Source organism: Shewanella sp. VK101, from assembly GCF_056497865.1.
Genome location: NZ_CM151402.1, coordinates 2,221,541 through 2,245,772 on the forward strand (window position 1 = coordinate 2,221,541; position 24,232 = coordinate 2,245,772).

At 54.4% G+C, this 24,232-nt stretch carries 20 protein-coding genes; 10 read left to right on the plus strand and 10 right to left on the minus strand.

The features are described from left to right. Positions 1–46: 46 nt before the first annotated feature. The 6 genes from hypF to hyaA are packed head-to-tail and all read right to left on the minus strand — an operon-like array spanning position 47 to position 8,507. A complete protein-coding gene (gene hypF, locus ACSHSR_RS10135; RefSeq protein ID WP_479631467.1) occupies positions 47–2,503 on the minus strand; it encodes a carbamoyltransferase HypF in 2,457 nt (818 codons plus the stop codon). Further along, entirely contained in the window at positions 2,503–4,386 is a 1,884-nt protein-coding gene (locus ACSHSR_RS10140; protein WP_479631468.1) for a NiFe hydrogenase, read from the minus strand. Before ACSHSR_RS10140 ends, hypF begins: the two co-directional genes overlap by 1 nt. Further along, positions 4,373–4,972, minus strand: coding sequence for a HyaD/HybD family hydrogenase maturation endopeptidase (locus tag ACSHSR_RS10145; protein ID WP_025887315.1), 600 nt, complete (start codon positions 4,970–4,972; stop codon positions 4,373–4,375). Before ACSHSR_RS10145 ends, ACSHSR_RS10140 begins: the two co-directional genes overlap by 14 nt. Before the next feature lie 7 nt (positions 4,973–4,979). Continuing rightward, the gene (cybH, locus tag ACSHSR_RS10150) at positions 4,980–5,651 is read right to left on the minus strand and encodes a Ni/Fe-hydrogenase, b-type cytochrome subunit (protein WP_044734539.1); all 672 of its coding nucleotides are present in this window, start codon (positions 5,649–5,651) and stop codon (positions 4,980–4,982) included. Between the two features lie 12 nt (positions 5,652–5,663). Further along, complete coding sequence (gene hyaB / locus ACSHSR_RS10155) at positions 5,664–7,367, minus strand: nickel-dependent hydrogenase large subunit (RefSeq protein WP_044734538.1); 1,704 nt, start codon at positions 7,365–7,367, stop codon at positions 5,664–5,666. Positions 7,368–7,370: 3 nt separating this feature from the next. Further along, on the minus strand, positions 7,371–8,507 hold the full coding sequence (gene hyaA, locus ACSHSR_RS10160) for a nickel-dependent hydrogenase small subunit (RefSeq protein ID WP_062793451.1): 1,137 nt from the start codon (positions 8,505–8,507) through the stop codon (positions 7,371–7,373). Between the two features lie 320 nt (positions 8,508–8,827). Here hyaA and ACSHSR_RS10165 point away from each other — a divergent pair, with 320 nt between their 5' ends. From ACSHSR_RS10165 to ACSHSR_RS10190, 6 genes are all read left to right on the plus strand, one after another. Then, positions 8,828–9,325: a TlpA disulfide reductase family protein gene (locus tag ACSHSR_RS10165; RefSeq protein ID WP_037436893.1), complete on the plus strand. Its 498-nt coding sequence runs from the start codon at positions 8,828–8,830 to the stop codon at positions 9,323–9,325. A 3-nt stretch (positions 9,326–9,328) separates the two neighbouring features. After that, positions 9,329–9,553, plus strand: coding sequence for a DUF4266 domain-containing protein (locus ACSHSR_RS10170; RefSeq protein ID WP_219012873.1), 225 nt, complete (start codon positions 9,329–9,331; stop codon positions 9,551–9,553). Next, positions 9,544–10,893 carry a DUF3570 domain-containing protein gene (locus ACSHSR_RS10175; protein WP_479631469.1) on the plus strand — a complete coding sequence of 450 codons (1,350 nt, stop codon included), beginning with the start codon at positions 9,544–9,546 and terminating at the stop codon, positions 10,891–10,893. The genes ACSHSR_RS10170 and ACSHSR_RS10175 overlap by 10 nt, the downstream gene beginning before the upstream one ends. Before the next feature lie 57 nt (positions 10,894–10,950). Next, complete coding sequence (locus ACSHSR_RS10180; RefSeq protein ID WP_479631516.1) at positions 10,951–11,883, plus strand: FAD:protein FMN transferase; 933 nt, start codon at positions 10,951–10,953, stop codon at positions 11,881–11,883. A 164-nt stretch (positions 11,884–12,047) separates the two neighbouring features. Then, positions 12,048–12,707 (plus strand): response regulator, encoded by a 660-nt coding sequence (locus tag ACSHSR_RS10185; protein WP_025887320.1) that lies wholly within the window; start codon positions 12,048–12,050, stop codon positions 12,705–12,707. Then, the gene (locus ACSHSR_RS10190; protein ID WP_144164238.1) at positions 12,704–14,095 is read left to right on the plus strand and encodes an ATP-binding protein; all 1,392 of its coding nucleotides are present in this window, start codon (positions 12,704–12,706) and stop codon (positions 14,093–14,095) included. Before ACSHSR_RS10185 ends, ACSHSR_RS10190 begins: the two co-directional genes overlap by 4 nt. 94 nt (positions 14,096–14,189) lie before the next feature. Here ACSHSR_RS10190 and ACSHSR_RS10195 read toward each other — a convergent pair whose 3' ends face one another. From ACSHSR_RS10195 to ACSHSR_RS10205, 3 genes are all read right to left on the minus strand, one after another. Beyond that, complete coding sequence (locus ACSHSR_RS10195; protein ID WP_082813096.1) at positions 14,190–16,139, minus strand: TonB-dependent receptor plug domain-containing protein; 1,950 nt, start codon at positions 16,137–16,139, stop codon at positions 14,190–14,192. 385 nt (positions 16,140–16,524) lie between these two features. Beyond that, positions 16,525–16,935 carry a nickel-responsive transcriptional regulator NikR gene (gene nikR, locus ACSHSR_RS10200; protein ID WP_025010297.1) on the minus strand — a complete coding sequence of 137 codons (411 nt, stop codon included), beginning with the start codon at positions 16,933–16,935 and terminating at the stop codon, positions 16,525–16,527. Between the two features lie 27 nt (positions 16,936–16,962). After that, complete coding sequence (locus tag ACSHSR_RS10205) at positions 16,963–17,274, minus strand: hypothetical protein (RefSeq protein ID WP_101058742.1); 312 nt, start codon at positions 17,272–17,274, stop codon at positions 16,963–16,965. 306 nt (positions 17,275–17,580) lie between these two features. Between ACSHSR_RS10205 and ACSHSR_RS10210 the strand changes: the two genes are divergently transcribed. Genes ACSHSR_RS10210 through ACSHSR_RS10225 form a run of 4 tightly spaced genes read left to right on the plus strand, consistent with a single transcriptional unit; the run spans position 17,581 to position 22,740 of the window. Continuing rightward, positions 17,581–19,125, plus strand: a complete 1,545-nt coding sequence (locus ACSHSR_RS10210) for an ABC transporter substrate-binding protein (protein ID WP_232785995.1) — start codon at positions 17,581–17,583, stop codon at positions 19,123–19,125. Next, positions 19,116–20,174, plus strand: a complete 1,059-nt coding sequence (locus ACSHSR_RS10215; protein WP_107004852.1) for an ABC transporter permease — start codon at positions 19,116–19,118, stop codon at positions 20,172–20,174. The genes ACSHSR_RS10210 and ACSHSR_RS10215 overlap by 10 nt, the downstream gene beginning before the upstream one ends. After that, positions 20,171–22,036, plus strand: coding sequence for an ATP-binding cassette domain-containing protein (locus ACSHSR_RS10220; RefSeq protein WP_208184774.1), 1,866 nt, complete (start codon positions 20,171–20,173; stop codon positions 22,034–22,036). Before ACSHSR_RS10215 ends, ACSHSR_RS10220 begins: the two co-directional genes overlap by 4 nt. Then, entirely contained in the window at positions 22,033–22,740 is a 708-nt protein-coding gene (locus ACSHSR_RS10225; protein WP_208184773.1) for an ATP-binding cassette domain-containing protein, read from the plus strand. The genes ACSHSR_RS10220 and ACSHSR_RS10225 overlap by 4 nt, the downstream gene beginning before the upstream one ends. Positions 22,741–22,798: 58 nt before the next feature. On the opposite strand, the gene ACSHSR_RS10230 is transcribed toward ACSHSR_RS10225, so the two are convergent. Next, the gene (locus ACSHSR_RS10230; protein WP_208184440.1) at positions 22,799–24,124 is read right to left on the minus strand and encodes an IS4 family transposase; all 1,326 of its coding nucleotides are present in this window, start codon (positions 24,122–24,124) and stop codon (positions 22,799–22,801) included. Positions 24,125–24,232: the final 108 nt, after the last annotated feature.

Sequence of the window (24,232 nt, forward strand, 5' to 3'; positions counted from 1 at the left end):
GCATGCGCCGCTTTGGCGGCAGATGCCTTGATATCAATCAGTAATTTCAACGTTCGACCAAGCTCTGTGTGAGCCCGGGTTGATGTAATCCATACCAGAGCTGCCCGAGGGCGATACCGCCATCATTGACCGGCACCAGGCCGGGTTTCAAGCGGTGAAATTCAAGCCGGGCGAGTTCCCGGTGGCAGTATTCACTGAGAAGCCTACTTTGAAACACGCCGCCGCTCAGTACCAGCGGCAGCTCGTCTATTCCTTCGGCCTTGAGCCAGTTACGGGCTTTGAGCGCCGCGGTGATAATCCCTTTGCCTATGGCCTGAATAAAGGCCAGCGCCAGCAGTTCACTGTCCGGCTCGGTGCGCCAGGCTAGCAGCAGCGCCGAAAATAACGGCGCACTTTGCCACTGCCCAAGCACCAGCTCGGCGCGAGTGCTTGTCGGTTCGAGCTCATGTTCAAGCTTCAGCTCTAAGCCTAGCTTCTCGGCGCTTTGCTGTTTCCCGGCGGCAATGGCTCTGCGGGCAAGGGTTTCCAGGATAATCCCGGCCTGGCCTTCATATTGGCTGAGTCTCAAGTTCGCCAGCAATGCGGCGGCGGCATCGAATAAACGGCCGATGGAGTGGCTCTTGGGGCCTATGCCACAGTTGGCGAGCTTGCCAAGGTTGGCCAGCTTGGCTGCAGGCTCGGCGGCAAAGACCGCCAATTGCTGCAACTCTTCAATGCCATGGTTTTGCAACAGCAGGCTATAGAGCAGGCGCCAAGGCTCGCGAATGGCCTGCTCGCCTCCGAGCAGCATCATCGGGCTCAGGGTTGCCAGGCGCTGAAAGCCCTGACAGTCTGCCAGCAGCAGTTCACCGCCCCAGAGCTGGTTGTCATCTCCAAGCCCTGTGCCATCAAAGCTGAAGCCCAGCACCTTGCCGCTGTAATCATTGGCTGCCATCACCGCCAGCAGATGGGCGAAGTGATGCTGCACCTCAAGCTGCCGACCCCCTTGACGCTCGGCCCAGCGGCTGGACGCATAGTCGGGGTGTTTATCGCGGATGATGGCCTCGGGCTCAAAGTGGTACAGGCGATGGAAATTCTGCAAAGTGCGCTCAAAATAGCCCTCGGCCTCAACACTGAAAAGATCGCCGATATGGGGGCTGAGATAGAGCTGATTACCGATATTGAGCGCCAGGGTGTTTTTCTGTTGTGGGCCCACGGCCAATAGCGACGGCAGCTTGTTGGAGCAGTTGTCTTCTGTACTCCTATTCGCCAAGCTTTTGCTTACTATGTTCATGCTCGCCAAGCTCTTGCTTGGCAGGCTCAGCGGTGCATAACCGCGGGCGAGACGCAGTACTTGCAGTTCATCATCCAGCATCTGCACTACAGAGTCATCACAGCCGTTGATGATGGGGCGGTTATGATCCAGTACAGCATCGACCACAGCCAGAGGCGGTTTGCCGAGTTGCTGCAGCACTTCGTCGCCGTCTGTGATAATCGGCTCGCCGGAGCGGTTGGCACTGGTGGCCACCAGCGGCCGCTGCAGGCCATCGAGCAGCAGAGTATGCAGCGGCGTATAAGGCAGGAACAAACCCAGCCGATCGATATCCGGCGCTATGGCGCTGCTGAGTGCCGGAGCGTCAGCCTGGTGTTGCTTCTTGGCCATAAGCACTATCGGCCGCTCCTGACTACTGAGCAGTTGCCACTCGGCGCTCGAGCCTTCGGCATACTGTTTGGCGAACTCGATTGAGGGCATCATCAGTGCCAGCGGCTTGGCCGGGCGGCACTTGCGGCGCCTAAGTTCAGTGACTGCGTCATGATTACCGGCATCGCAGATCAGATGAAAGCCCCCTAGGCCCTTGATGGCGAGGATTTTGCCCTGTTCGATAAGGGCAATGGTTTGCGCCAGCGCTTGCTCTCTCTTGGCGAGGATTTCGCCGCCTGCGCCACGCAGTGTCAGCTCGGGGCCACATTTGGGGCAACTGACCGGCTGGGCGTGATAGCGCCTGTCCATAGGGTCTTCATAGGCTTGGCGGCAGGCATCACAAAGGGCAAAGCCCGCCATGGCGGTATTGTGTCTGTCGTAGGGCAGGTTGCGGATAATGGTGTATCTGGGGCCGCAGTGGGTGCAGTTGGTGAAGGGGTAACCGAAGTGGCGATTGTTGGGATCGCGAATCTCGGCCAAGCAGGCATCGCAGCTGCTCTTGTCGCTGCCCACAGTGACTATGGCCGCCGCTTGCCCCGCACTGCTGTGCGCTATGGTGAAATCTTGCAAGTCCTGCACTTGGGCATGGCTGACGGTGAGCTCATCAATGCGGCACAGCGGCGGGCGCTCGGTATCGAGCGCGGCTCGAAATCCTGCCAGCGCCATCTCCGGACCTTGCACCAATATGCTGACGCCCTGGCCATCGTTGAGCACATGGCCCGTGAGCTGAAAGCGTTTTGCCAACTGGAAAATCCAGGGGCGAAAACCCACCCCCTGGACTATGCCTTTGATATTGAAGCTTTGGGCAACAAGCGCTGTCATCAGCGCCTCCTTTGCCTGAGCCAAAGTGCGCCGGCGGCGAGCAGGGCGCCATCGAGATCGAGCAGTTGACTGGCCGCCAGCGGGAAGTTTTTGCCGATGCGGATGGCGATTCTCTTGCTCAGAACCGGGTTGGCCATGGCGCTGCCGGCCAGAAACACACAATCTATACCAACGCTGAGATCCAGATGCTCGACCCAGTTGGCCAGATAGTCAGCCAGAGAGTCCTGGGCGGCGAAGCAGAGCTTGGCGGCATCTGTGTCACCGGCGAGGCGGAAACTCATGACAGTGCCCAGCGTTTTGCACCAGTTAAGGCCGCGCACCGCTTCGCCCTTGGCCAAGGGGTAATCGATTCGCGGTGCGTTGGCGCCCTTGTAACTCATGGCGGCAGCGATAAAGGCATCTTTAAGCTCAGTGGCCGACTGACCCTGCTGACCAAGCTCACTGATGATGGCGATAACGGCCCATAGCGCATCCAACCCGGGGTAGGCGGATGGCTGCTGACTGCCAAAATCCAGCAGGCGGTTATAACACTCGGGGAATTGGCTTTTGAATTTTTGCACCACAGTGCGCTGCGGGCTTTGCTCCAGCGCGTGTACTATCTCATAGCCACTGGCGGGCAGTTGAGTCAGCTCAAAGAAGCACTCTTGTTTGCCGTCCTTATCCAGATAGCGTATCTGAGATGGATTCGAGCCACTGAAATAGAGCAGTGCGGCTTTTTTTATACCTGAGAATTCGGCCAGCAGCGCGTTGAAGGCGCATTCGGCGCCGTGATCTGTGGCCACTTGCCAGATATTCGCGTCATTCTCCGTGGCCGCTCTCAATACAATTTGCGGCTCTTTTGGGATGCCCAGGCTTTGAACGGTCGCCACTGATTTGCCGAACCTTGCCTCATCGTGCAGGGTTTCCGGCAAGGCATGGCCTGAGCTTGCCTTACTCAGCCGCGCCTGGTGAGCATAGAGCGGCAGATAGTGACCGGCTATCCAGCATAGCTCCACACGGGATGGCTGGGATAACTCGACCGCAAACAGATAATCGCAGCCCTTGATACGCAAATACTCGCAGATGATCAGCAGCAGTCTGCTATCGGCAAACGCCACTGAGTACAAGGGTTGTGTGAGCCTGGGGTGCTGCGAGCTGGGTCTTAATTGCAGCGCAGGTTTTTCCATCGAAGAAAGCGCCAGCACTTCGGCATCGGTCAGCAGGAAGTGGGCGTTGAGGCTATTGGGATTGCAGCAGATAAGTGTTTGGCCGCTGGGTATGCCCTGAGGCATATCATCTTGTTTGAGACTCAGTTTTAGGCGCCGATTGCCGCTGTCGGTGAGCGTGAGCGATTTGCCCTCAAGCAGTTGCTCGGCCATGGCACGGATATCGCTTGGTTGCAGGGCGCAGAGCTCCGGCTTGGCCAATACCGCCTCTTCACCATGGCAGTGGGGGCAGGGCAAACGGATATTGGCAAAATCAGGGTGTTGGTTATCGCCCAAACGTGGCTGGCAGTGCTGACAAAACGCCAGGCTCGGCCGAGTGGCTGCATTGGGAAGTACGTCGGTTAAAGCCAGTGGTGTGGCGGCGCCGAGTCTTTCCTCTGCCAGTAAAATACGTGAGTCCAGTAAGCTGGTGCTCAAGAGAAAATCACCCGCAATCTCATCGGCGAGCTGCTCAAGCTCACTCTGGCTCCCCTCGGCTTCGAGAATATATCGCCAGATGATCTTTGGCGCCTGATGATTCTGCTCCAGGGCGGCAGCAGTGCTTTGCTTGGCCGCGGATTTCAACGGCAACAGGGCGACAGTGATATTCAGCTTATCGTAATTAAGATATTGGTTACATAAATGCCCATACCAAGGCTGCTGCGAGGCGCAGTCAAATTCGAATCTAACGAGTTTCATGGGATGTTTCCGGCAGTTTGTCTTCTTCATCGACCTTTGCTGCTACAGATAGCTTTGGGCGATAGGAGTGGGGAATAAGGGCTTCTATGTCAGTGTTACCGGTTTTTTGGCATTGCCAGCCAAGGTGCTGCAGATAGTTGATAAGCGTGGTTTCCATCAAGGGCACGGCGGCGGCAATTTGCGGTGTGAGCCCAAGCGTCATGGGTTCAATCACGGTTGGGGTGATGCCAAGCACCATGGTGTGGGGCCTGTCGCCAAGCATCTCCATCATGATCAGGGTTTGCAGCATTTCCACTTCATGGGCGCTGCCTTGCCAATCGATTTCAGGCGGAGCCTTATCGAAGTCGAAGAAATAGACTTCGCCGGGTTTGGCGCCTGCGGCATTGACTGTATCGACCAAGAGCAAAGCGTCGTACTTGGCAATGATGGGGGTAAGCCCCTGTGCCAAGGTGCCGCCGTCGAGGAGATCGAGCTGGTCGCTTGGGTGAGTAAATTGATAGTTTTCATTGAGGTAATTGACAAAATGTACGCCGATACCTTCATCGGCGTACAGGACATTGCCAATACCCAGCAGCAATATCTTCATCTGACCTCTAGTGCTTGTCCGGGTGATAGTCATAACCAGAGACAATAGAGTCCACTGAGTTATGTTTGAAGCGGATACCTGTCCAGACTGCCATATAAACGTGGATAACCACGAAGATGACAAAGGCCCAGGTCAGATAATGGTGCCAGATCCTGACCATGGCCAGGCCACCCATCTGCGCCGTGATCCAGCCGGAGATATCCCACAGCCAGCCGCCCATACCTTGATGGTAGACGTTGGCATAGAGTACCAGCCCGGTAATACAGATCACCGCAGCCATTACAGACACTGCCAGATAGGTCATAAACTGCAGAGGGCCATAGACACCGGCCTTGTTTAGCTTACCCATCCACAGATAGGACTTGAGCTGAACTATCCAACTCTTCAAGCTCATCACATCCCGAAACGAGCGCCGCTCAATATCGCTCTTGCTGAAGAAGAACAGATAAGCTCGGGCCAGGGTAATGGCACAGAGGATAAAGCCGAAGATCAGGTGGGCAAAGCGGATCCAGCCTTGCACCAACACATCACTGGACTCGGGCGCCACCAGAAATGGCCAGGCGATATAAAAGCCTGTCATCACAAGTACCAAAATCGCCAACGCTCTGAGCCAGTGAAATATCCGGATCGCGGCGCTGAATACTATCTCCTGTTTATAGGAAACACTCGATGTAGCCATGACGCTTCCTCCTTAGCGGGCATTGGGATCGATACGGAATTCGCCCAAGGATTGCCCCTTGTAATCCATCACGTGTACGGCGCAGGCCATACAGGGATCGAAAGAGTGAATAATGCGGATCACTTCCAGCGGCTTGGCGGGATCTTCAAGTTTCAAGCCTATCAGTGATGCCTCATAAGGTCCCATCTGTCCCTTGGCATCCACTGGCCCTGCGTTCCAGGTGGTGGGCACCACGGCCTGATAGTTTTCCACCAGTCCCCCCTTGATGCGGATCCAGTGACTCAGCATACCGCGGGGAGCTTCAATCATGGCGTGGCCGACATACTCTTTGTTGCTGTCGAGCTCAGGCTTGATATAAGTGCTGTCGTCACTCTGGATATTGGTCAGCAGGGCGTCGAAGGTGCGCAATCCCTCTTTGGCCACAATCGAGGTTTGCAACATACGCGCCGCGGTGCGGCCAAGGGTGGTGAACAGGGCTTCAATCGGCAAGCCGGTACGTTGCAGCAAACCATTGACGGCATCGACTACCACTTGATTGCCTCTGGCATAGTTCACCAGCAGGCAGGCGAGTGGGCCCACTTCCACAGGTTCACCTTGGTAACGGGGGGATTTCACCCAGCTGTATTTGTTGTCACCATCCAGGGTCGGCAGTTTGCCGTAAACCGTGTCGCGCTCTACAAAGCCGGTGTAATCAGGAATTGTGGTGCCATCGTAAGGGTGTTGCGGCTTGTCGGCCTTGTACCAGGCGTGGGTGACATCTTCGGCAATCAGATCCGGGTTGATATCGCTGACACCGGCCAGGTCGCCCTTGAGGATAACCCCTTGTTCAAACAGATACTCACCATCGGCTGTGACAAAGTCATTGGTGGCCATAAAGCTCTTGATGTTAACGCCGCCCAGTACCGAGGCTTCACCGCCGAAGGCTTCGGCCGCCATCACGATATCGGCCTTGTAACCACGCTCGATAAAGTCAGCCACAATGGCATGTTTTTGTTTCCACTCCTGTAATCTTGCCGGGCTCAGCATGTCACGCACCGAGGTAACACCGCCGACCACCAGAGACTGAGGGTGAGGCTGCTTGCCGCCGAAAATCGCCATCATCTCTGCCGCAACCCGCTGTACTTCCAGTGCCTTGAGATAGTGCGACAGGGCAATCAGGTTCTGCTCTGGGGTGAATTTATAAGTACCGTTACCCCAATAGGCGTTGGCGAAAGGCCCAAGCTTGCCGGTTTCGACAAAGCCTTTGACTCTCTCCTGAACGGCCCTGAGTTCACCTTCACCGGCGGCAATCGGCTTGTCTGTGTACTTGAGTGCTACTTGAGCCGCCTTGGCGGGATCGGCACTGAGAGCGGAAACCACATCCACCCAGTCCAGACCATGCAGATGATAGAAATGCACTATATGGTCGTGCATAAACAGTGAAGTGTGCATCAAGGAGCGCAGATAGCGGGCGTTGAGCGGAATTTTCATCCCGAGGGCATTTTCCACCGCTTCTGTGCCGCAGCGATAGTGGGAATAGGTACACACACCGCAGATCCGCTGCACGATAAGGCCTACATCCATAGGCGTACGGCCCTTGAGGATCACCTCAATACCGCGCCACAGGGTGGAGGAGGACCAGGCTTTTTGCACCACATTGTTTTCATCGACTTCCACCTCAACACGCAGGTGGCCTTCGATACGGGTAATGGGATCTATGACTACACGTTGGTTCATTGATTAATCCTCCTTCGAACCGGCAAACAGACTGGCAACCGCATGGGCGCCGATACCCACCACAGTGGCACCGAGAATGACAGCGCCTATGGTATCGGCGGTGGCATCCAGGCCATGCAGCAGTTGTCTGCCAAGAGGTTTTTCAAAGTCAGCCATATCATCCCAGAAGTTGGGCTCGGAGCAGCCCATGCAGCCATGACCGGCCAGCACAGGCCAACTGGTATGGTGATTGAAGCGCTCGGTCGGGCAGTTGTTGTAGGTGTAAGGGCCCTTACAGCCTACCTTGTAGAGGCAATAGCCCTCTTTGGCACCGGTATCGCCGAATTCCTCGACAAATTCACCGGCGTCGAAACGGCCACGGCGCTCGCAATTGTCATGCACCCTGGCACCATAGGCCCACTTGGGCCGATTAAACATGTCCAGGGCAGGGAGCTTGCCAAACATGATGAAGTACATCAGGGTGCCGACAATATTCTTTTCACTCGGTGGGCAGCCACCCAGGTTGATGACCGTCTTGTTGACCACTTCATGGACGCCCTTGGCACCGGTTGGGTTGGGCGCTGCCGCCTGAACCCCGCCGAAGGAGGCACAGGTACCCACAGAAATTATCGCGGCAGCACCTTCGGCGGCGTGCTTGATGATTTCAAGCCCGGTGTGGCCCTTACAGCCGACCGTTAAGAAGGCGCCGTTGTTGGCCGTTGGCACAGCCCCTTCAACCGCCAGCAGGTAGTTGCCTTTGTAGGCTTCCAGGGCGTGCTCCAGATTCTCTTCTGCTTGCCAGCCGGCGGCAGCCATCAGGGTCTCGTGGTATTCCAGCGAGATATGATCGAAGATCAACGAATCCAGATTCGGCGTGTCGGCACGCACCAGAGATTCGGAGCAACCTGTGCACTCGGCCAGATGCAACCAAATCAGAGGTACCCGATCGGCCAGTTCGGCAGCTTCGGCCACCAGGTTGGAGAAGGGCAAGGGCAACGCCAGCATGGCGGTAACCGATGCACTCCACTTCATAAAGTCACGGCGGGTCAGGCCGTGATCCAGCATACGTTCCTGTAAAGATTTGTCCTGGCGGGCGGGCAGCTGACGCAATTTCTCCAGCCGTTGCCGTCCTTGCTCGTAAAGGGCTGCATGTGTGTCCATGGTTGAACCTTTTATTTATAAGAATGTAATAGCTTTTAACTCACACAAATCACGCCTATGAGTGTAGGTCGCAACTGACTCATTAAAGTTGATATGCATCAAGATTTCTGTCTGGGTGTGATTTTTGATATGTTTACTTTTTCATTACATGATCGGGATCAAAATGGCTATTGTTAATAGTGGACAAATTGTCCAACTATCTCTTTTTGGGCATTTAAGATTTACTGATTGGCAAACTTAAAATCCTTATCTATCCGTTTTATGGCTGTTTTTTTAAAGTAGCAGCCACAGACTGCAAGTTTACGTCGAGGAACCAACTGATGAAGGCCAAAAAATTGTCGCAACTGTCATTTGTGATACTCATGTTGCTTATTTGTGGTTTGGGACAGGCAGAAACGCTGCAGTCCCCATTGGCGCTGGCGTTAAGCCGTGATGATGGAACTCAAGTCAGCCTCAATGACTACAAGGGTAAGGTGATTTATTTGGACTTCTGGGCCTCGTGGTGTGCGCCATGTCGCAAATCGTTCCCATGGATGCAGCATATGCATCACAAATACCGAGAGACGGACCTCGCCATAATCGCGGTGAATCTGGACACTGACTCCCAATTAGGTAGAGAGTTTCTCCAGCAACTGGATGCCGACTTTGATGTGCTTTATGACCCTGAAGGGCGACTGGCGCGCAGACTGGATTTACAGGGGATGCCCTCAAGTTTTCTATTTGACCGGGATGGAAAACTACTCGGTAGCCATGTTGGTTTTTTCACCGAGCGACAAAGCCAGTATGAGGCTGAACTCAAGCGTGCGTTAAAGGAGTAACAGATGCGTAGGATGCGTTTATTGGGCTTATCGCTTATTGCCATTCTTGGGTTGACAGCTTGTGCTCAACTCGGGGTTGAACCTTGGGAGCGGGATCAGTTGGCGAGAGAGGATATGTCGCTGGCACACGAAAGGCTGGACTTGGCGCTGGACGATCATATCTACTTCAGTAAAGAGGGAGCCAGTGGCGGCCGCGCATTCGCCGGAGGAGGCTGCGGATGCAATTGAAGCGGCAAAATGGTGAAACCAATATTGCCGCAGCGCTGACACTGGCCAGCAGCTCACTGCTTGCCAGTGGTGCGACGTATGCCGCAGACAATAACCTCAGCTTCCCGGATAAAAGTGCTGACAAGGCTACCGATTGGCAGTTGGAAGCCGCGTTGATGTTTTACGGCGAGCAGGACAGGGTGACGACTCTTGAAGGGGTACTGCTGGCCAAAGGCGAATTTGATGATAGCAGCGGCCTGGATATCAAATTGGTGTTCGACAGCCTGAGCGGCGCATCAGCCACGGGCGCCGTAATGCAGCAACAGAGCCAAACTCTGACCCGGCCTTCCGGTAACGGCGAATATCAGATAGCCGCCGGTGAGCAGGTGTTGGATGACAGCTTTGATGATAAGCGGCTGCAACTGAGTGCCGCTTGGTACAAGCTCTTCGAAAATAGCTGGCAGCTGGCCGGCGGCGTTTATGGCTCACGGGAATATGATTACACTTCGCTCGGCGTCAATGGCGCGCTGGAGCATAGCTTCAACAAGAACAACAGTACCGCTTCCCTGGCGTTGGCTTATGGCCTGGATACCATAGATCCGGTCGGCGGCCGACCTTTGCCGCTTGCAACCATGGCAAGAAGAGTGGACTACGACTCGGAAACGGCATTCAGACAAGCCTTTGAGGCCAGTAGAGAGGGTGGCTCGGATCATAAGCAAACCCTGGATCTGCTGCTGGGTTTTACCCAGGTGCTCAACCGTCGCTGGCTGCTGCAGGGCAACTATGGTTTTTCCCTGGTTAAGGGGTACCAGACAGACCCCTACAAGGTGCTGAGCCTGGTGGACAATCTGGGTGTCACCCAGAGTTACCTTTATGAATCCAGGCCGGACTCACGGCAAAAGCAGAGCCTGTTTTTGCTGCTCAAGGGTGCGCTCAATAGGGGCGTGCTGGACCTTTCCTGGCGCTACACTTTTGATGATTGGCAGTTGGATTCCCATACGCTGGAGAGCCACTTCAGGCACTATTTCTCTGATGGCTTCTATGGCCAATTGCATCTGCGCTATTACCGCCAAAGTGCGGCGTCCTTTTATCGGCCCTTGTTGCTCCAGAATGAGGGCTCAATCTCCGGCTATTCAGCTGAATTCGCCAGCGCAGACCACCGCCTTGGTGAGCTGCAAGCCTATACGGTCGGAGTTAAGCTCGGGCATAAGCTCGGCGAGGGTCGCGAGCTCAGCTACCGCCTGGAATATTATCAGCAGCAGAGTGAAAACAACGGCACCTTATTGCCTGGTGAGCTTGGCAATATGCAGCTGTTTCCAAGACTCAGGGCGGTGATTGCCCAGCTCAGCTACCGCTTTTAATCAACAGAAAGTGGAGGGAAGCAGCCTTTGACCAAGAGCCACACCTCAGCACCAGAGATGAGCCTTAGCCGTACCGACTTTGGTTTCCGTGGCCGTTTTCGCGCCATGGCCAGCCCCTGCGAGCTATTGATTGCAAGCGGTGACGAGCGTGTGGCGCTCAGCCTCACTCAAACCGCTATCAAGGAATGCCAAAGGCTTGAGCAGAAGTACAGCCGTTTTTTAGCGGGCAACTGGCTATGGCGGCTCAATCATTCAGCCGGAGCGCCTTTTATGCTGGACAGCGAGGCGGCGGCGTTGCTGCAGTTTGCCAAACGCTGCTGGCAACTGAGTGAGGGTTTATTTGATATCACCGCCGGCCCCCTGCTCGCGCTCTGGTGTTTTGAAAAGGGAAATAGGTCAGAAACTTCGTTACCGAGCTCGACTGATATCAAAAATGCCTTGTCCCGGGTGGGCTTTCAACACCTCAAGTTCAGTCCCCATTTTGATGACAGGGCCGAAGACAAAAGCGTCCAAGAAATAACAGAGCCGCCCTGGATCATGCTGCCAGAGGTCATGGCGTTGGACTTCGGCGGCCTGGTAAAAGAATATGCCGCCGATAGGGTTGCCGGGCTGTGTATGACCAGGGCCTCAACCACCGAGGTGCTGGTCAATCTCGGTGGCGATATCGCCGTCAGTGGTAACAGATGTTGGCAGGTGGGGATTGAAGACCCCAGCAATCTTGACCGCTCCGCGGAGCTGATATCGCTCAACATGGGTGCATTGGCCACCAGTGGTGACAGTCGCCGCTTTATTGAACATCAGGGTCGCCGCTATGGTCATATCCTGGATCCCCGCAGCGGTTACCCTGTACAGGGCGCGCTCCGTAGTGTGACGGTTCAGGCCGCGAGCTGCATCACGGCAGGCATGTTGGCGACCCTTGCCATATTAAAGGGCGCGGCGGCAGAAGATTTTCTCAAGGCGCAGCAGCTGGAGTACAGCGTCATCAGATAACCGCTTCAATGAGGCGCGATTGCCGAAATCAGCAGCCTCCTCTTTGACTATTTGTAACTATGCTGCCATTTGAGCTTTTTCGGGCCGCTTGATTCTTGCCTTCAGCTTGACACAGGCGCGCCGCTGCTGCGAAATAGGGGCAACCTAAACCGGATGTTATACCCATGAGAATATTGCTGATAGAAGACAATGAGTTGTTGGCTCAGGGGATATTGCTTAGCCTTGCCAAGTTGGATATGCAGGTGGATCACGTCACCAGTATCAAACAAGCCGAGGCGGCTGTGATTAATGAAACCTTCAGTGCCATAGTACTGGATTTGGGCTTGCCTGATGGCAATGGCCGCCAACTACTGACCCAATGGCGCCGCCGTGGCATAGATACCCCGACCATAGTGTTGACCGCCAACACTGACTTTGATACCAAGCTTGCCTGCTTGGATCTCGGCGCCGATGACTATCTGGCCAAACCCTTCGATGTGCGGGAGCTGGTGGCCAGAATCAAGGCGATTGTCAGACGGCAACATGGTCTGAATCAAAACCGTTTGGAAGTGGGGGCACTGGTTATCGATATGGATGCTCATCAGGTGCTGTTTCGCGGCCATCATATTCAGGTGTCGCGGCGAGAATATCAATTACTGCTTGAACTGGCCCAGTCCAGTGGTAGGGTGCTCAGCCGCAATCAGCTTGAGCAGCTGACTTATGGTTGGGACGAGGTCGGCAGTAATTCCATCGAGGTGCATATTCATCACCTGCGTAAAAAAACCGCCAATGAGCTTATCAAGACAGTGCGCGGCATAGGCTATACCTTGGTGGCAGTAGAATGAGCCGGGTATCCCTGCGTCTGGTGATGATGGCATTGATGCTGCTTGGCATCTGCCTCTCGGTAGGCATCAGCAGTTACCTCAACACCCAGGACTCTCGCCGCCAGATAGAAGAGCTGTTCGATGCCCAGATGCTGCAAAGTGCCAAGATGCTGGAGATGTTCTATGGTGCCCAGGGGCGGGATCATCGCCTGGATATGTTGGAAAACCCACTGATCCTGAGTGTAAACCCGGGCAAGGTTAATACCTTTACCGAGCAGGCCGATGCCACTGAGCTGAGTTATGAGCTGAAACTCGCCTATCAGATGTGGACCCCGGCCAAACAACTGATGGCAAGGTCGGATAACAGCGACATTGAGCCCATGGCGCCATTCGAGCGTGGTTACCACAAGCGTTATTACCAGGGTGAGCTTTGGCATCTGCTCAGCTATTTCTCCGATGATCTGGGCGTATGGATCATTACCGGCCAAAGAGACGATGTGCGCGGTGAGCTGGTGGAGCAGATCATGGGCAACAGCTTTATCGGCCCGGCGTTGGTGGTGCCGGCAGTGGCGTTGCTGATGGTGTTTCTCTCATATTGGTTGTTGCAACCGCTGGAGAGCCTGGCGGCCAGGCTCAAACTCCGCAGCCCTGCGGATATGCGGCCGCTGGCGTTGCAACTGCCCAAAGAGTTGGTACCTGTGCAGGACGCGCTCAATACCTATATCACCCGTATCAGCGATAATCTGGCGCGGGAGCGGCGTTTCAGCGCCGATGCGGCGCATGAACTCAAAACCCCGTTGGCGGTCATTAAACTGCACCGTCAGGGCTGGCAACAGGCCAAGACCGAGGCCGAGCAGCAGCTGCACCTCAATGCCATAGACACAGGCATTGGCCAGATGACCCATATGGTAGAGCAGTTGCTGTTGCTGTCTCGGGTGGAATCCCTGTCCGAGCTGGAAGTGGCGCAAACGCCGGTGGCGGTAATGGTGCAGGAAGTGCTGGATCAACTGCTGCCGCTGATTGCCGATTACAGTTGGCAGCTGGAATTGCCGGAAGAGGTGTGTGTCAGTGTTGATCCCTTCTATATGAAACTGGTGCTGAAAAACCTGCTGGAAAACGCCTGTAAGTATTCGGGCAAAGATCAGCCAATCAAAGTCAGTTGCTGGCAAGAGGGGCGCCAAGAGAGCAAACAAGTGGTTATCCAGGTGCTGGACTCAGGGCCCGGCCTGCCATTGGAGCAGTGTCGGCAGTTGACTGAGCGCTTTTTCCGGATTGCCGATGAGTCAGTTCCCGGTGCCGGTCTTGGCCTGTCTATCAGTGCTCAAATCGTCGAGTTGCATAAGGGTAAGTTGAGTATTCAACCGGGCATCGAACGTGGCTTGGATGTGCGGATCATTTTGCCTGGCTAAGAGTTAGTCGAGCAAAAATAAGTAATCAGCCGAGTAGAAAGAGAAAGCCGCAGCCTCCAACGGGGCTGCGGCTCGCTTTCAAAGAAGGCAATACTCAGAACAGATAACGGTAGATTAGCTGCGCCGTACGTGGTGCGCCCAGAGTGGGGATAGGGTACTCGGCCTTGTGCCCATGTTTGAAAATAGCGCTGGTGTTGTCCTCATCAAACAGGTTATCTATCCGCAGTGTTAACTGCTGGTTTTGGCTGGCGGTCAACCACCAGTCGGCGCCTATGCCTGTCAGCAGATAGTCGCCGGCCTTGAGGCCATAATCGGTAAACTCGCCAACATAACGTCCCTGCAGATAAAGATTCAGTGAATCAGTGGCATCCCAACTGAGGCGGGCAAAGCCCATGTATTGTGGGATCCGCTCTATCTGCTGATCCTTGCCGCGCTCCCGGGCACGGTTATAACTGCCGGATAGCTCAAGTTGCCAGCCCTGTGCCGGGTTCATGATGTATTGAATATCCACCCCCTGACCCCGAACCTTGCCATCCAGGTTGGCGTACTGCCAGACATTGGTGGCGATTTCCCGTTTATCCACCAGGTTGTCGGTTTCGCGCCAGTAAGCCTCGACACTGAAAGTAAAGTTGCCTTGATAGACCAAGGTCAGATTGGTGTTGATACTCTCTTCACTCTCAAGTTCAGGGTTGCCCAGGGTACCGACCTTGGCCCAGAGCTCAGATGAAGTGGGTTGCCGAAAACCATTGCCCACGGCGGCTTTCAGTTGCCAATTTTGTCCAAGCTCCTGTTCAAGTCCCAGTGAAGCCACCCATTTATCTTCATTGTTGGCCAGGCGGTTATACCTGAGCCCCAACGCCAGCACTGTGCCGGGCAGGGCGGAAAAATGCGGCTTGTATTGCAAAAAGGCGGCCTTGGTATCGTCGGTGGGCGCTTGCAGCTCCATCACTTCATCGGCGCCATAATAGCTTTGCCACTCGATGCCGCCGAGCCAGCTGTCCCCCGAATCTGCCTGATAACGACCGCTGACCTTGGCGCCCTTGTCGGTAAAGCCCCAGTAGGCATCCCGGTAGGGGATAGTCATGCTGCCATCCGGCTCCAGGGTAATTTCAGAGTAATAGGAGTCCCAGTTTTGATAGTGAAGCCGGGTCTCCAGGCTCAGCTTATCAGTTGCCTGATATTGCCAACCGAGCCAGGCCAGTGTCTGTTTGCGCTCGTTCTCCGAGACGATGGCACTGTAGGCCAAAGGCCGCTCCAGCACGCCATTATTATATTGGCCGAACAGGGTGATTTTGTGCTGGGCAGAGGGTTGCCAATTGAGCTTGCCGCCTATATTCATCATGCGATAACCCCGGTCTTTATCCTCTGCGGCTACCGGCGAGTATTCGTCATCTTCCCAGAATGCGTAACCGTCCGATTGACTGGAGCTGCCGCTGAGGCTGTAGCTTAGAGTATCGCTGCCGCCACTGACATAAGCGCCGAGATCATAGCTGGTGAGGGTATCGGCGCTTAAGTTGACTTCGCCACCTTGCTCGCCATGACTGTCGCGGGTAATGATGTTGACCACTCCGGCGATGGCATCCGAGCCGTAGATCAAACCCTGAGCGCCTTTGATCACCTCAATGCGTTCTATCATCATGGGGTTAATGCTGTCGGTATAGGTGGAGCCATAGAGGCGGTTATTGAGGCGATTGCCGTCCAGTAGCCAGAGTATATCCACAGGGCGACTGCCCTGAAGCGAGTAGTCGGTATCCGTGTGGCGGCCATTACGGCCATTGGCAAAGAGCCCTGGCACAAACTGGTTGAGGATTTCGTTGATGTCCACCGCACCGGCCGACACTATCATGTCGCGGCTGATAACCGTCAGACTCTGACCTGTATGGCTTAGAGCCAATACGGAATCATCCTGATAGCGGGTGCCGTTAACGGCGATGATCTCCATGGCTTCATCGGCCTGGCCAACCGGCACCAGCAGTGTATTGGCGGCAATAATACCAAAGGGCAACCAAGGCAGTGCCCGTTTAAAAGAGTAACTTATAAACATCTCAATAGTCCTTAAAAAGACTGAGTGAAGATTTGGCAACAGTTAACAGGGTTAACTTTCCATTGCCGCGCATTCAAAAAGGTGTGATTTGTATGAGTGCGCTAAGTTACATCGCTTATTAATACGGCGATGATTATAGAAACTCAGCCAAGGGATTTGTTGAGGCAGATCAAATTCTCAACAATGAGTATGAAAAATTTTATATTCGTAATACTCAGACCTTGCCGCCAGCGTTGCAAGATTCGGTTGCAAGTTGCTGCCATGTCAGGCTTATGGTTTAACGGGTGGAAAGGGTTGGGTTTTCAGTGTTGCTGACGTTTCTGCCGGGCATGAAGTTTTGCCCGGCGTTAGGGAAAAGTGTCTGGAGAAGGTCCAAGAGCTGAAACTAGATGATGCCCGCGCGGCTCAAACGGGCAAGGTTAACGCCTTTCAGGGCGGCGATTTGGTTGACCAGTTTATTCACCTCAGAGGCTTGCCCTTTGAGGATAATGGTTTCCAAACATCTGTGGTGATCTATATGGACATGGGTGCTGCAGAGCACATGCACCAGATGGTGGTGTTGGATCTCAATCAGTTTTTCAGTCAGGCCTCTTTGGTGATGGTCAAATACCAGAGTCAGTACGCCGACAACGTCTTCCACGCTGTTGTTCCACTGCTTATCGACTATCCTGTCGCGAAACAGATCGCGGATATACTCGGAGCGGGATTGATAGCCACGCTCGCGGCTGTCAGTTTCTATCTCTTCAAATAACGACTGGGGGAGGGAAACGGTAAAGCGTTGGGTTTCATCTGTCATGGCTGTCTCTTTGAAAAACACCTTTAATCAATAGAGCTTACACAAGCTTTGCCACAAAATGTCTTTTTCCTTCTCGGCGGGTGTGATCTGAAGCAAACTTTTTGCTTTTGGCGTTTTTTTATGCTGTTGCACCGGGGGGAATGGGAGTAGTGTTACGAAAAAATTATTCGTAATATTTGGCCGGATCCAGACCGTAATCTCCAGATCCTGATAGCCAAAAGCCCATGGTACCCGGAGTTGAAGTTGCACATAACCCGCACAGTCACCGGCTGTCTTGAATGTGAGCAAACCTTCTTGATAAAGAGACTCTAATAAAAAGGTACTTTTGAGCAAGGTCATCGCAGCTTATCCAACTTACGGTCGTGCAAATTCGGCTTGGGCCGTGTCCAGGCTGCCAGCCTTAACTTTTGTTACACCTATATGATTGAGTAACAACAAGCCGGTTTTACCGGTTTGGGTGATAACAACAAACCAAGGCTCCAGCCAATCAACAAGCGTCACTGGCAGGGTTTCACCATTTTCGGGGAGTCTCAGGTGTTGTTTTCATCTCTTTCAAGCAATTCCCAACGCGAGCAAGGCAAGCTTCCTCTATGGCACGGGCAGCCATTCTCAAAGCCTGGTCGTTTACTTGGTTTGGGCGCTTTATTGTGCACTTCGCTGCTTGCTGTATTGCCTTCCTCTGTAGATGCTTCCAATAGCCCAAAGCCTTTGGTTATGGTGCTGGGCGCCGAGCCCGATGGTGGCTTTGACCCCATCCTTGGCTGGGGGCGTTACAATAATCCGCTTATTCAATCTGCCTTGCTGCGCCGCGCCGGCGGTGGTGAGTTTATCGGCGATCTCGCCAGTGATTGGACCCTGAGCCCGGACAGGCTCAAATGGACAGTAACCCTGAGGCCCAATCTGGTGTTCAGTGACGGCAGCCCGCTTAATGCAGAGGATGTCGCCTTTACCTTTGAGCTCGCCAGAAAAGGAGCAGGCATGCAGGACTTGTCCAATCTTGCCTGGGTGGAGCAAAAGTCTGAACTGCAAGTCGAATTCACCCTCAAGCAGGCTGATATTGGCTTTATCGATACCTTGGCAGAGTTGGCGATAGTGCCAAGCGACAGTTACGGCCCGGATTATGGTCAGCATCCCATAGGCTCGGGGCCCTATAAAATGCGCCGCTGGGATAAGGGGCAGCAGTTGATCCTGGAAGCCAACCCCAGATATCAGAGTGCCGATCCCGACAACCCGTTGCTGAAAAAGCCCTTTTTCGACAAATTGGTCATCGTCTTTGCCGACGAAGACAGCCGCTTTGCCATGCTCAGAACCGGGCAGTTGCAACTCTCGGCGCTGGCACCCAGATATGCCGATGCCCTGATGGAGCAGGGCAATTATCGCCTGTGGTCACAAACCAGCGTCGATAACCGCGGCATTGCCTGGCCGATGCGAGCAGAAGATAACCCGGTCACCAGTGAATTGGCGGTGCGCCAAGCCTTCGATATGGTGATCGACCGCCAGCAACTTGTCGATGGCTTGCTGGGAGGGTATGCAAGACCTGCCTGGTCAATTGCCGATGACTTGCCATGGGGCGGCGCGGTTCCAGGTTGGGCCGACTGGGACTTGAAACAGCGTTTACTCAAAGCGTCTGAACTCTTGGCCAATGCCGGTTGGTTACCGGGAGCAGACGGCATTCGCGAAAAGAATGGGCGACGGCTGACATTCCCGCTCTACTATCTGGCCGGAGACAGCATTCGCGAGCAGTTGGCGCTGGCCAGTGCCCAGATGGCCAGAATGGCCGGGTTCGAGGTGGAGCCCAAGGCGGACAGCTGGGAAAACATCTATCGAGTGATGCATCAGGCGCCGGTACTCTTTGGCTTTGGTAGCCTTTCTGCCAATGAGATGGCGCTTATCTACGACAGTCGCAATGCCGGCAAAGGCTATTTCAACTCAGGCTACTATCAAAACCCGCTGGTCGATAAGGCGCTGGAAAAGGCTCGCGAGGCAGATTCTGTTGATAGCGCAATTGCATTCTGGCAGCAGGCGCAGCAGCAGATAAGCCAGGATGTGCCCTGGAGCTGGTTGGTGAATCTGCAGCATCTGTATGCCGCCAATCCGTGTTTGTACCTGGGACAGCCCTTGGTTGAGCCCCATGGCCATGGCTGGCCGATCACCAATAATATCAACCAGTGGCGCTGGCAATGTCCGTGAAATCAGCGTCAGCCTGCAAGCCGATAGTGGCTCAAAAGTGGTCGTCAGTCTGCTGGCGTGGCGCCTTGCTGCGTTCAATACGGCTTGCACTGTTGTTACTGTTTGCTTGTTTGTTGGCGTTTGTGCTCTTGTCATTATCGCCGCTCGATCCCTTAATCCACTACCTTGGCGGTAACCTGCTGGCGGTATCCGATGCCCAGCGCACCCAGATGATCCGCGAGCTGGGGTTGGACACCGGACTCTGGCAGCAGATCAGCAGCTACTTTTCCGCGCTGCTGAGGGGCGATATGGGGCAGAGCCTGGTGTTTCGCCAGAGCGTTTCTGAGGTGATTGCCGAGCGCTTGCCGCTGTCTCTGCTGTTGATGGCGCTCTCCTGGGGATTGGCTCTGCTGCTCGGTTATGGCCTAGGACTGCTGTGTGCCATCACCGAAGGGAGTTTCTGCGATCGCTGGCTGAGACGCTTTGCCTGGCTGCTTTCGAGCATTCCGTCATTTTGGTTGGCAATGATAATGATAAGCCTGTTCTCTGTCACTCTGGCCTGGACACCCGTGTGCTGCGCCGCGCCGCTGGGGCTGAGTTTTACCGAGCAGAGCCTTGGCAGCATGTTGTTGCATCTTGCTTTGCCGTTGACTGTCCTGACGCTGAGCCAGCTATCGCCCTTGGTGCTGCACACCCGGGAAAAGGTACTGGATCTCTACCACAGCGAATATGTGGGATATGCCCAAAGTCACGGCAAAGGTCGTCTTGCGATATTCAAGAAGCATATCTTTGCCAATAGTTTGAAACCTGCGATTGTGCTGCACTTTGCTTCTTTTGCCGAGCTTTTCGGCGGATCTATTCTCGCCGAAACCGTGTTCAACTTCCCCGGACTCGGTAGTGCTTTGGTCAAGGCAGGACTCGGCAACGATGCGCCCTTGCTGATGGGGATCACCCTGTTTTCGGCGCTGTTTGTGTTTTGCGGTAACCTGGCCGCCGAGCTTATCAGCGCCAGATTGCAGCGCGGCAGGCTCAGTGGGGGTTCGACTCATGCCGCTGGGGTGCAGGCATGATGGGCGGTTTAACGCTCTATTTGAAAACCCTTCAGGTAAAGGATGGCCGCCGCGTCGCCATCTGGATTTGGCCGGTTTGCGGACTTCTCTTGCTGACGGCACTCTGCGTGCTATTTGGCAACCATGCCAGTGAGCTTAACCTGCTGGCCAAGAGTCAGGGGCCATCCTGGGCTCATCCCATGGGAACGGATTGGCTTGGGCGTGATATGGCCGAACGCAGCGGCGCGGCCATGCTCAAAAGTCTGTGGATAGGCGCGCTGGCGGTATTGCTCAGTAGCTCGCTGGCACTGCTGCTGGCCTTGCTGGCGCAAACCGGATCCAGATGGCGCCAGGCTGTATTGCTCGGTTGCGATCTCTGTATGTCGCTGCCACATCTGTTGCTGCTTATCTTACTGGCGTTGGCCTTTGGCGGCCAGGAATATGGGGTGATAGCGGCCCTGGCTTTGAGCCACTGGCCGAGACTGACCCGTTTACTCTTGTTGGAAATGGATGAAATCCTGGCTCAGCCCTATGTCAGTTTGGCTCTGGGTTTCGGCGGCTCCAGGTTCAGCACCCGCATGCGCCACTTATGGCCTCACATTATGCCACAGTGGCTGATTGGCGGGCTCAACTTGTTTCCGCATGCCTTGCTCCATGTCGCGGCGCTGAGCTTTCTTGGCTTTGGCCTCGACAGCAACGCGCCCTCCATGGGCGAACTGCTGGCTGAGGCCAATCGCTATCTGTTGCTTGGCCAATGGTGGCTGGCGCTGTTCCCCGGGCTCTTGTTGCTGAGCTTTATTCTGCTGCTGTCTAAGCTTGCCGAAAATCTGATCCAGTTTGCCAGAAACGGTGTGGCTGCGCCTAAGTTACCGGGCACCAATGCCATGGAGTCCAAAAGTGATTTATTTTCCTCAAACCATGTTAACCCCGCCGCCGCTATTCATACCCAAGTGACAGATTTAACCCTGAAAGATAGCAATGGCAGAACCTTGCTGGATGGGCTCAATATTGAGGTGGTTCCAGGACAGGTTACCGCAGTGCTGGGGGAGAGCGGTGCCGGTAAGAGCTTGCTGGCGCTGGCTATCATGGGCAGTTTGCCAAAGGGGATAGTCATGCAATGCTCTGGCTTGATGCGGCCACAGAAGACGGCGCTTTGCACTCAAAGTACCCAGGTACTGGACGCCAACATTAAGATAAGCGAATTGCTCGACTGGTACTGTGATGATGCCATGCGTCCTTATCGGCAGGCTCTGTATGACGAGCTGGGTATCACAACTGAGATCCTGGCGGCTTATCCCCCCATGCTCTCCGGCGGTATGGCCCGGCGGGTGTTGCTGGCGCAGGCCCTGCTGCAGGCGCCGGATCTACTGCTGGCCGATGAGCCTTGCTGCGGCCTGGATGAGCTTGCCGCCACTGAGCTTTACGCCTTACTCAATGACGTTGCCAGCGGCGCCTTGCAGCAGCGGCTGGGTTTAGACGCCAGCCCCAAGGCGGTGCTGGTTATCAGCCATAACCTCAGGGCTGTATTGGCTTTGGATGCCGAACTGTATCTGCTGCGCCGCGGCCGGCTCGCCGAGGTGACGGATAGCGCCAGTCTGCGGGCGAGTCTTGCCGGGCATAAGCTGGGAGATAAGTGTGAAAGTGAAGGCAGCTACAGCCACTCCTTGCTGGCGGCATTGCCGGAAAACTGGCCTGCCGGCAGCTGTCGCTTGGCTGATGCTGAATCGAATGGCGAGCCCAAGAGTCAACTCAATAGCCGACTCGATAACCAGTCTACTAGTCAATTCGCTGGCCAATCTGCTAGTCAAGCCGCTAGTCAACAAAAGCCCCATGGTGACAGCCTGGATAGTTTCAACAACTCGCCTTGTCGGAGGCGCGCATGAGTCTAAATTCTTTGCAAACAAAACCGGCTCAATCCGGCTCTGCTTTAGAGCTTGAAAGCGCACCTTTGTCGTCTGCATCATTATCGCCGCTGCTTTCACTCAGTGGTGGCTTGGCTTACCGGCGTAGCAAGGTTATCGAGTTGCCTGAGATAGCCATTAATCGCGCCGAAATTCTCGGGATCTGGGGTGACAGTGGCTGCGGCAAGTCTACCATGGCGGCGATACTCACAGGCTTGATGCCGCTTGCGGCGGGAAAGCTTGAATGCAGTCAGGCGCTCAAGCAGGTTCGCGGCCGTCCTTCACCCATTCAGTGGGTTATTCAGCAGCCGGAGCAGGCGTTCAACCCCAGATTGACCCTGGCGCAATCCTTGAATGAGAGTTGGCAGGGGCGTGATTATGCTCATCTCTTGCCCATGCTCGGCGTGGCCGAGTCTGAACTCAGACGCTGGCTGGCATCACGCCCCGGCGGCCTTTCCGGCGGTGAGCTGCAAAGGCTCAATATTCTCAGGGCACTGGTGCCGGAAACCAGGCTGCTTATCTGTGATGAAATCACGGCACAGCTCGATATGGTGAGTCAGCAAAGGCTTTGGCAGCAACTATTGCAGATAGCCCATGATAGGCAATTGACCTTGCTGGTGATCTCTCACGACAAACCTTTGCTCGGCGCGGTTTGCGACAGAGTGCAGCCCTTTAAGCCGGCGTAAAAATCTGTAGCTAAACCGATATTCAGCCAATAAAAAACGCGCCCTGAAGTAATGCCGTTCACTTAGTGTGAACGGCATTTTTCTTAGGCTTAATGGGATACTTGTTTTTACTCATTTTTAACGCACGTGGATAGGCTCTATCCCGTTTCCCATCAAGCTTGAACTGCCTCGCATTACGCACTATGTCCAAGACCTCTCTCGGGACATTTCCAGGCGTTTGAGATGACAGTTGAGTCAGTTTAAAAATGATATAACTCGATGCATCTCTAAAGCTTAATTGGTTCGGATGTAACGACGGTAAGCTCTTAGCCATCAACATCATCTTGTATCTGATGAGGTTATAGGCCAATAGTACCCCCCACAATTCTTGGATAACCAACTCTGGCAATTGACTACGCAACGTAAAGCGACTCTCCAGAAGATGCTGCTTCATCTCCCGATAGCCCACTTCTATCTCCCATCGATGGGCATATAAATCCGCTATCTCTGCCCCCGGATAACGCAAGGGGTCTGTTAATGAGGTCAAAATGGAAACCGACTTACCTTTTATCGTCTTTGTCAGTAAGCGAGCTTCAATATTGTCAGGTAGCATAGGCCACTTCTTTCTGGCTTGAGGCGTGGTGGCTAACTGCACCAGTTGGTCGTGTTTTCCTAAAGAGCGTACCACTTCATATTGTGTCCCTTTCTTCAACGGCAGCAGCCAGTGACTGTTCGGTTGAGCCTGTTGCCAGGCGTGCAAAAGCCCCAACGAATAAAAGCCTCTGTCAAACAGCGTCAGGCTGTTATTGGGTATGCTTGATATCAGTTCGGCGGCTAAATTCATTTCACTGACAGCAACAGAATCAAAGGCACTGTTCAATACCAGGTGGCTGCTTAACTCCATCATGCAAACCATGCGAATTTGAGGATAGGCAGCATCACCAGAAGCGTTGGCGGTTTTGGCGAACACCTGATTGTTTTGCTCACTATCAGGTGTTCGCCACACGACACCATCGACACCGTAGAGGTTGAGCCCACACCAATGAGGATGCTCTGCTCTTTCATGCCAGGTCTTGGCACTTCGCTTAAACACATCCTGAACAACGTCAGAGCCCAATCGCTTACGCGCTTGCGTGACAGCACTGCGCGCAACGTAATCCACCTCTTGCGGTAAGACGATATCAAGCTTATTGATGAGTGAACGGACGGACTCGCCTCTGAACAGAGCCATACCAATCACCGCCCAAATCATGGCATCCATAGGTAACTTACGTCGTCTTAAACTGGCAACACCATGTGAATCAAGGCACGACTGAATTAACTCAGGCTCAAGTACATCGGCCAGACAGGTGAATTCGGTAAGACGATTGATATGAGTACGCGCCAAAGCTTCTGAAAGTTGCATAAAAAAATCCGATGACATGGGGTCATCGGATTTTGATCCTTTCAGTGAGATCGTCAAGCGATCTGTCTTAACTGATCGGCATTACCGCATTGCGGGCTTTTTAATGTC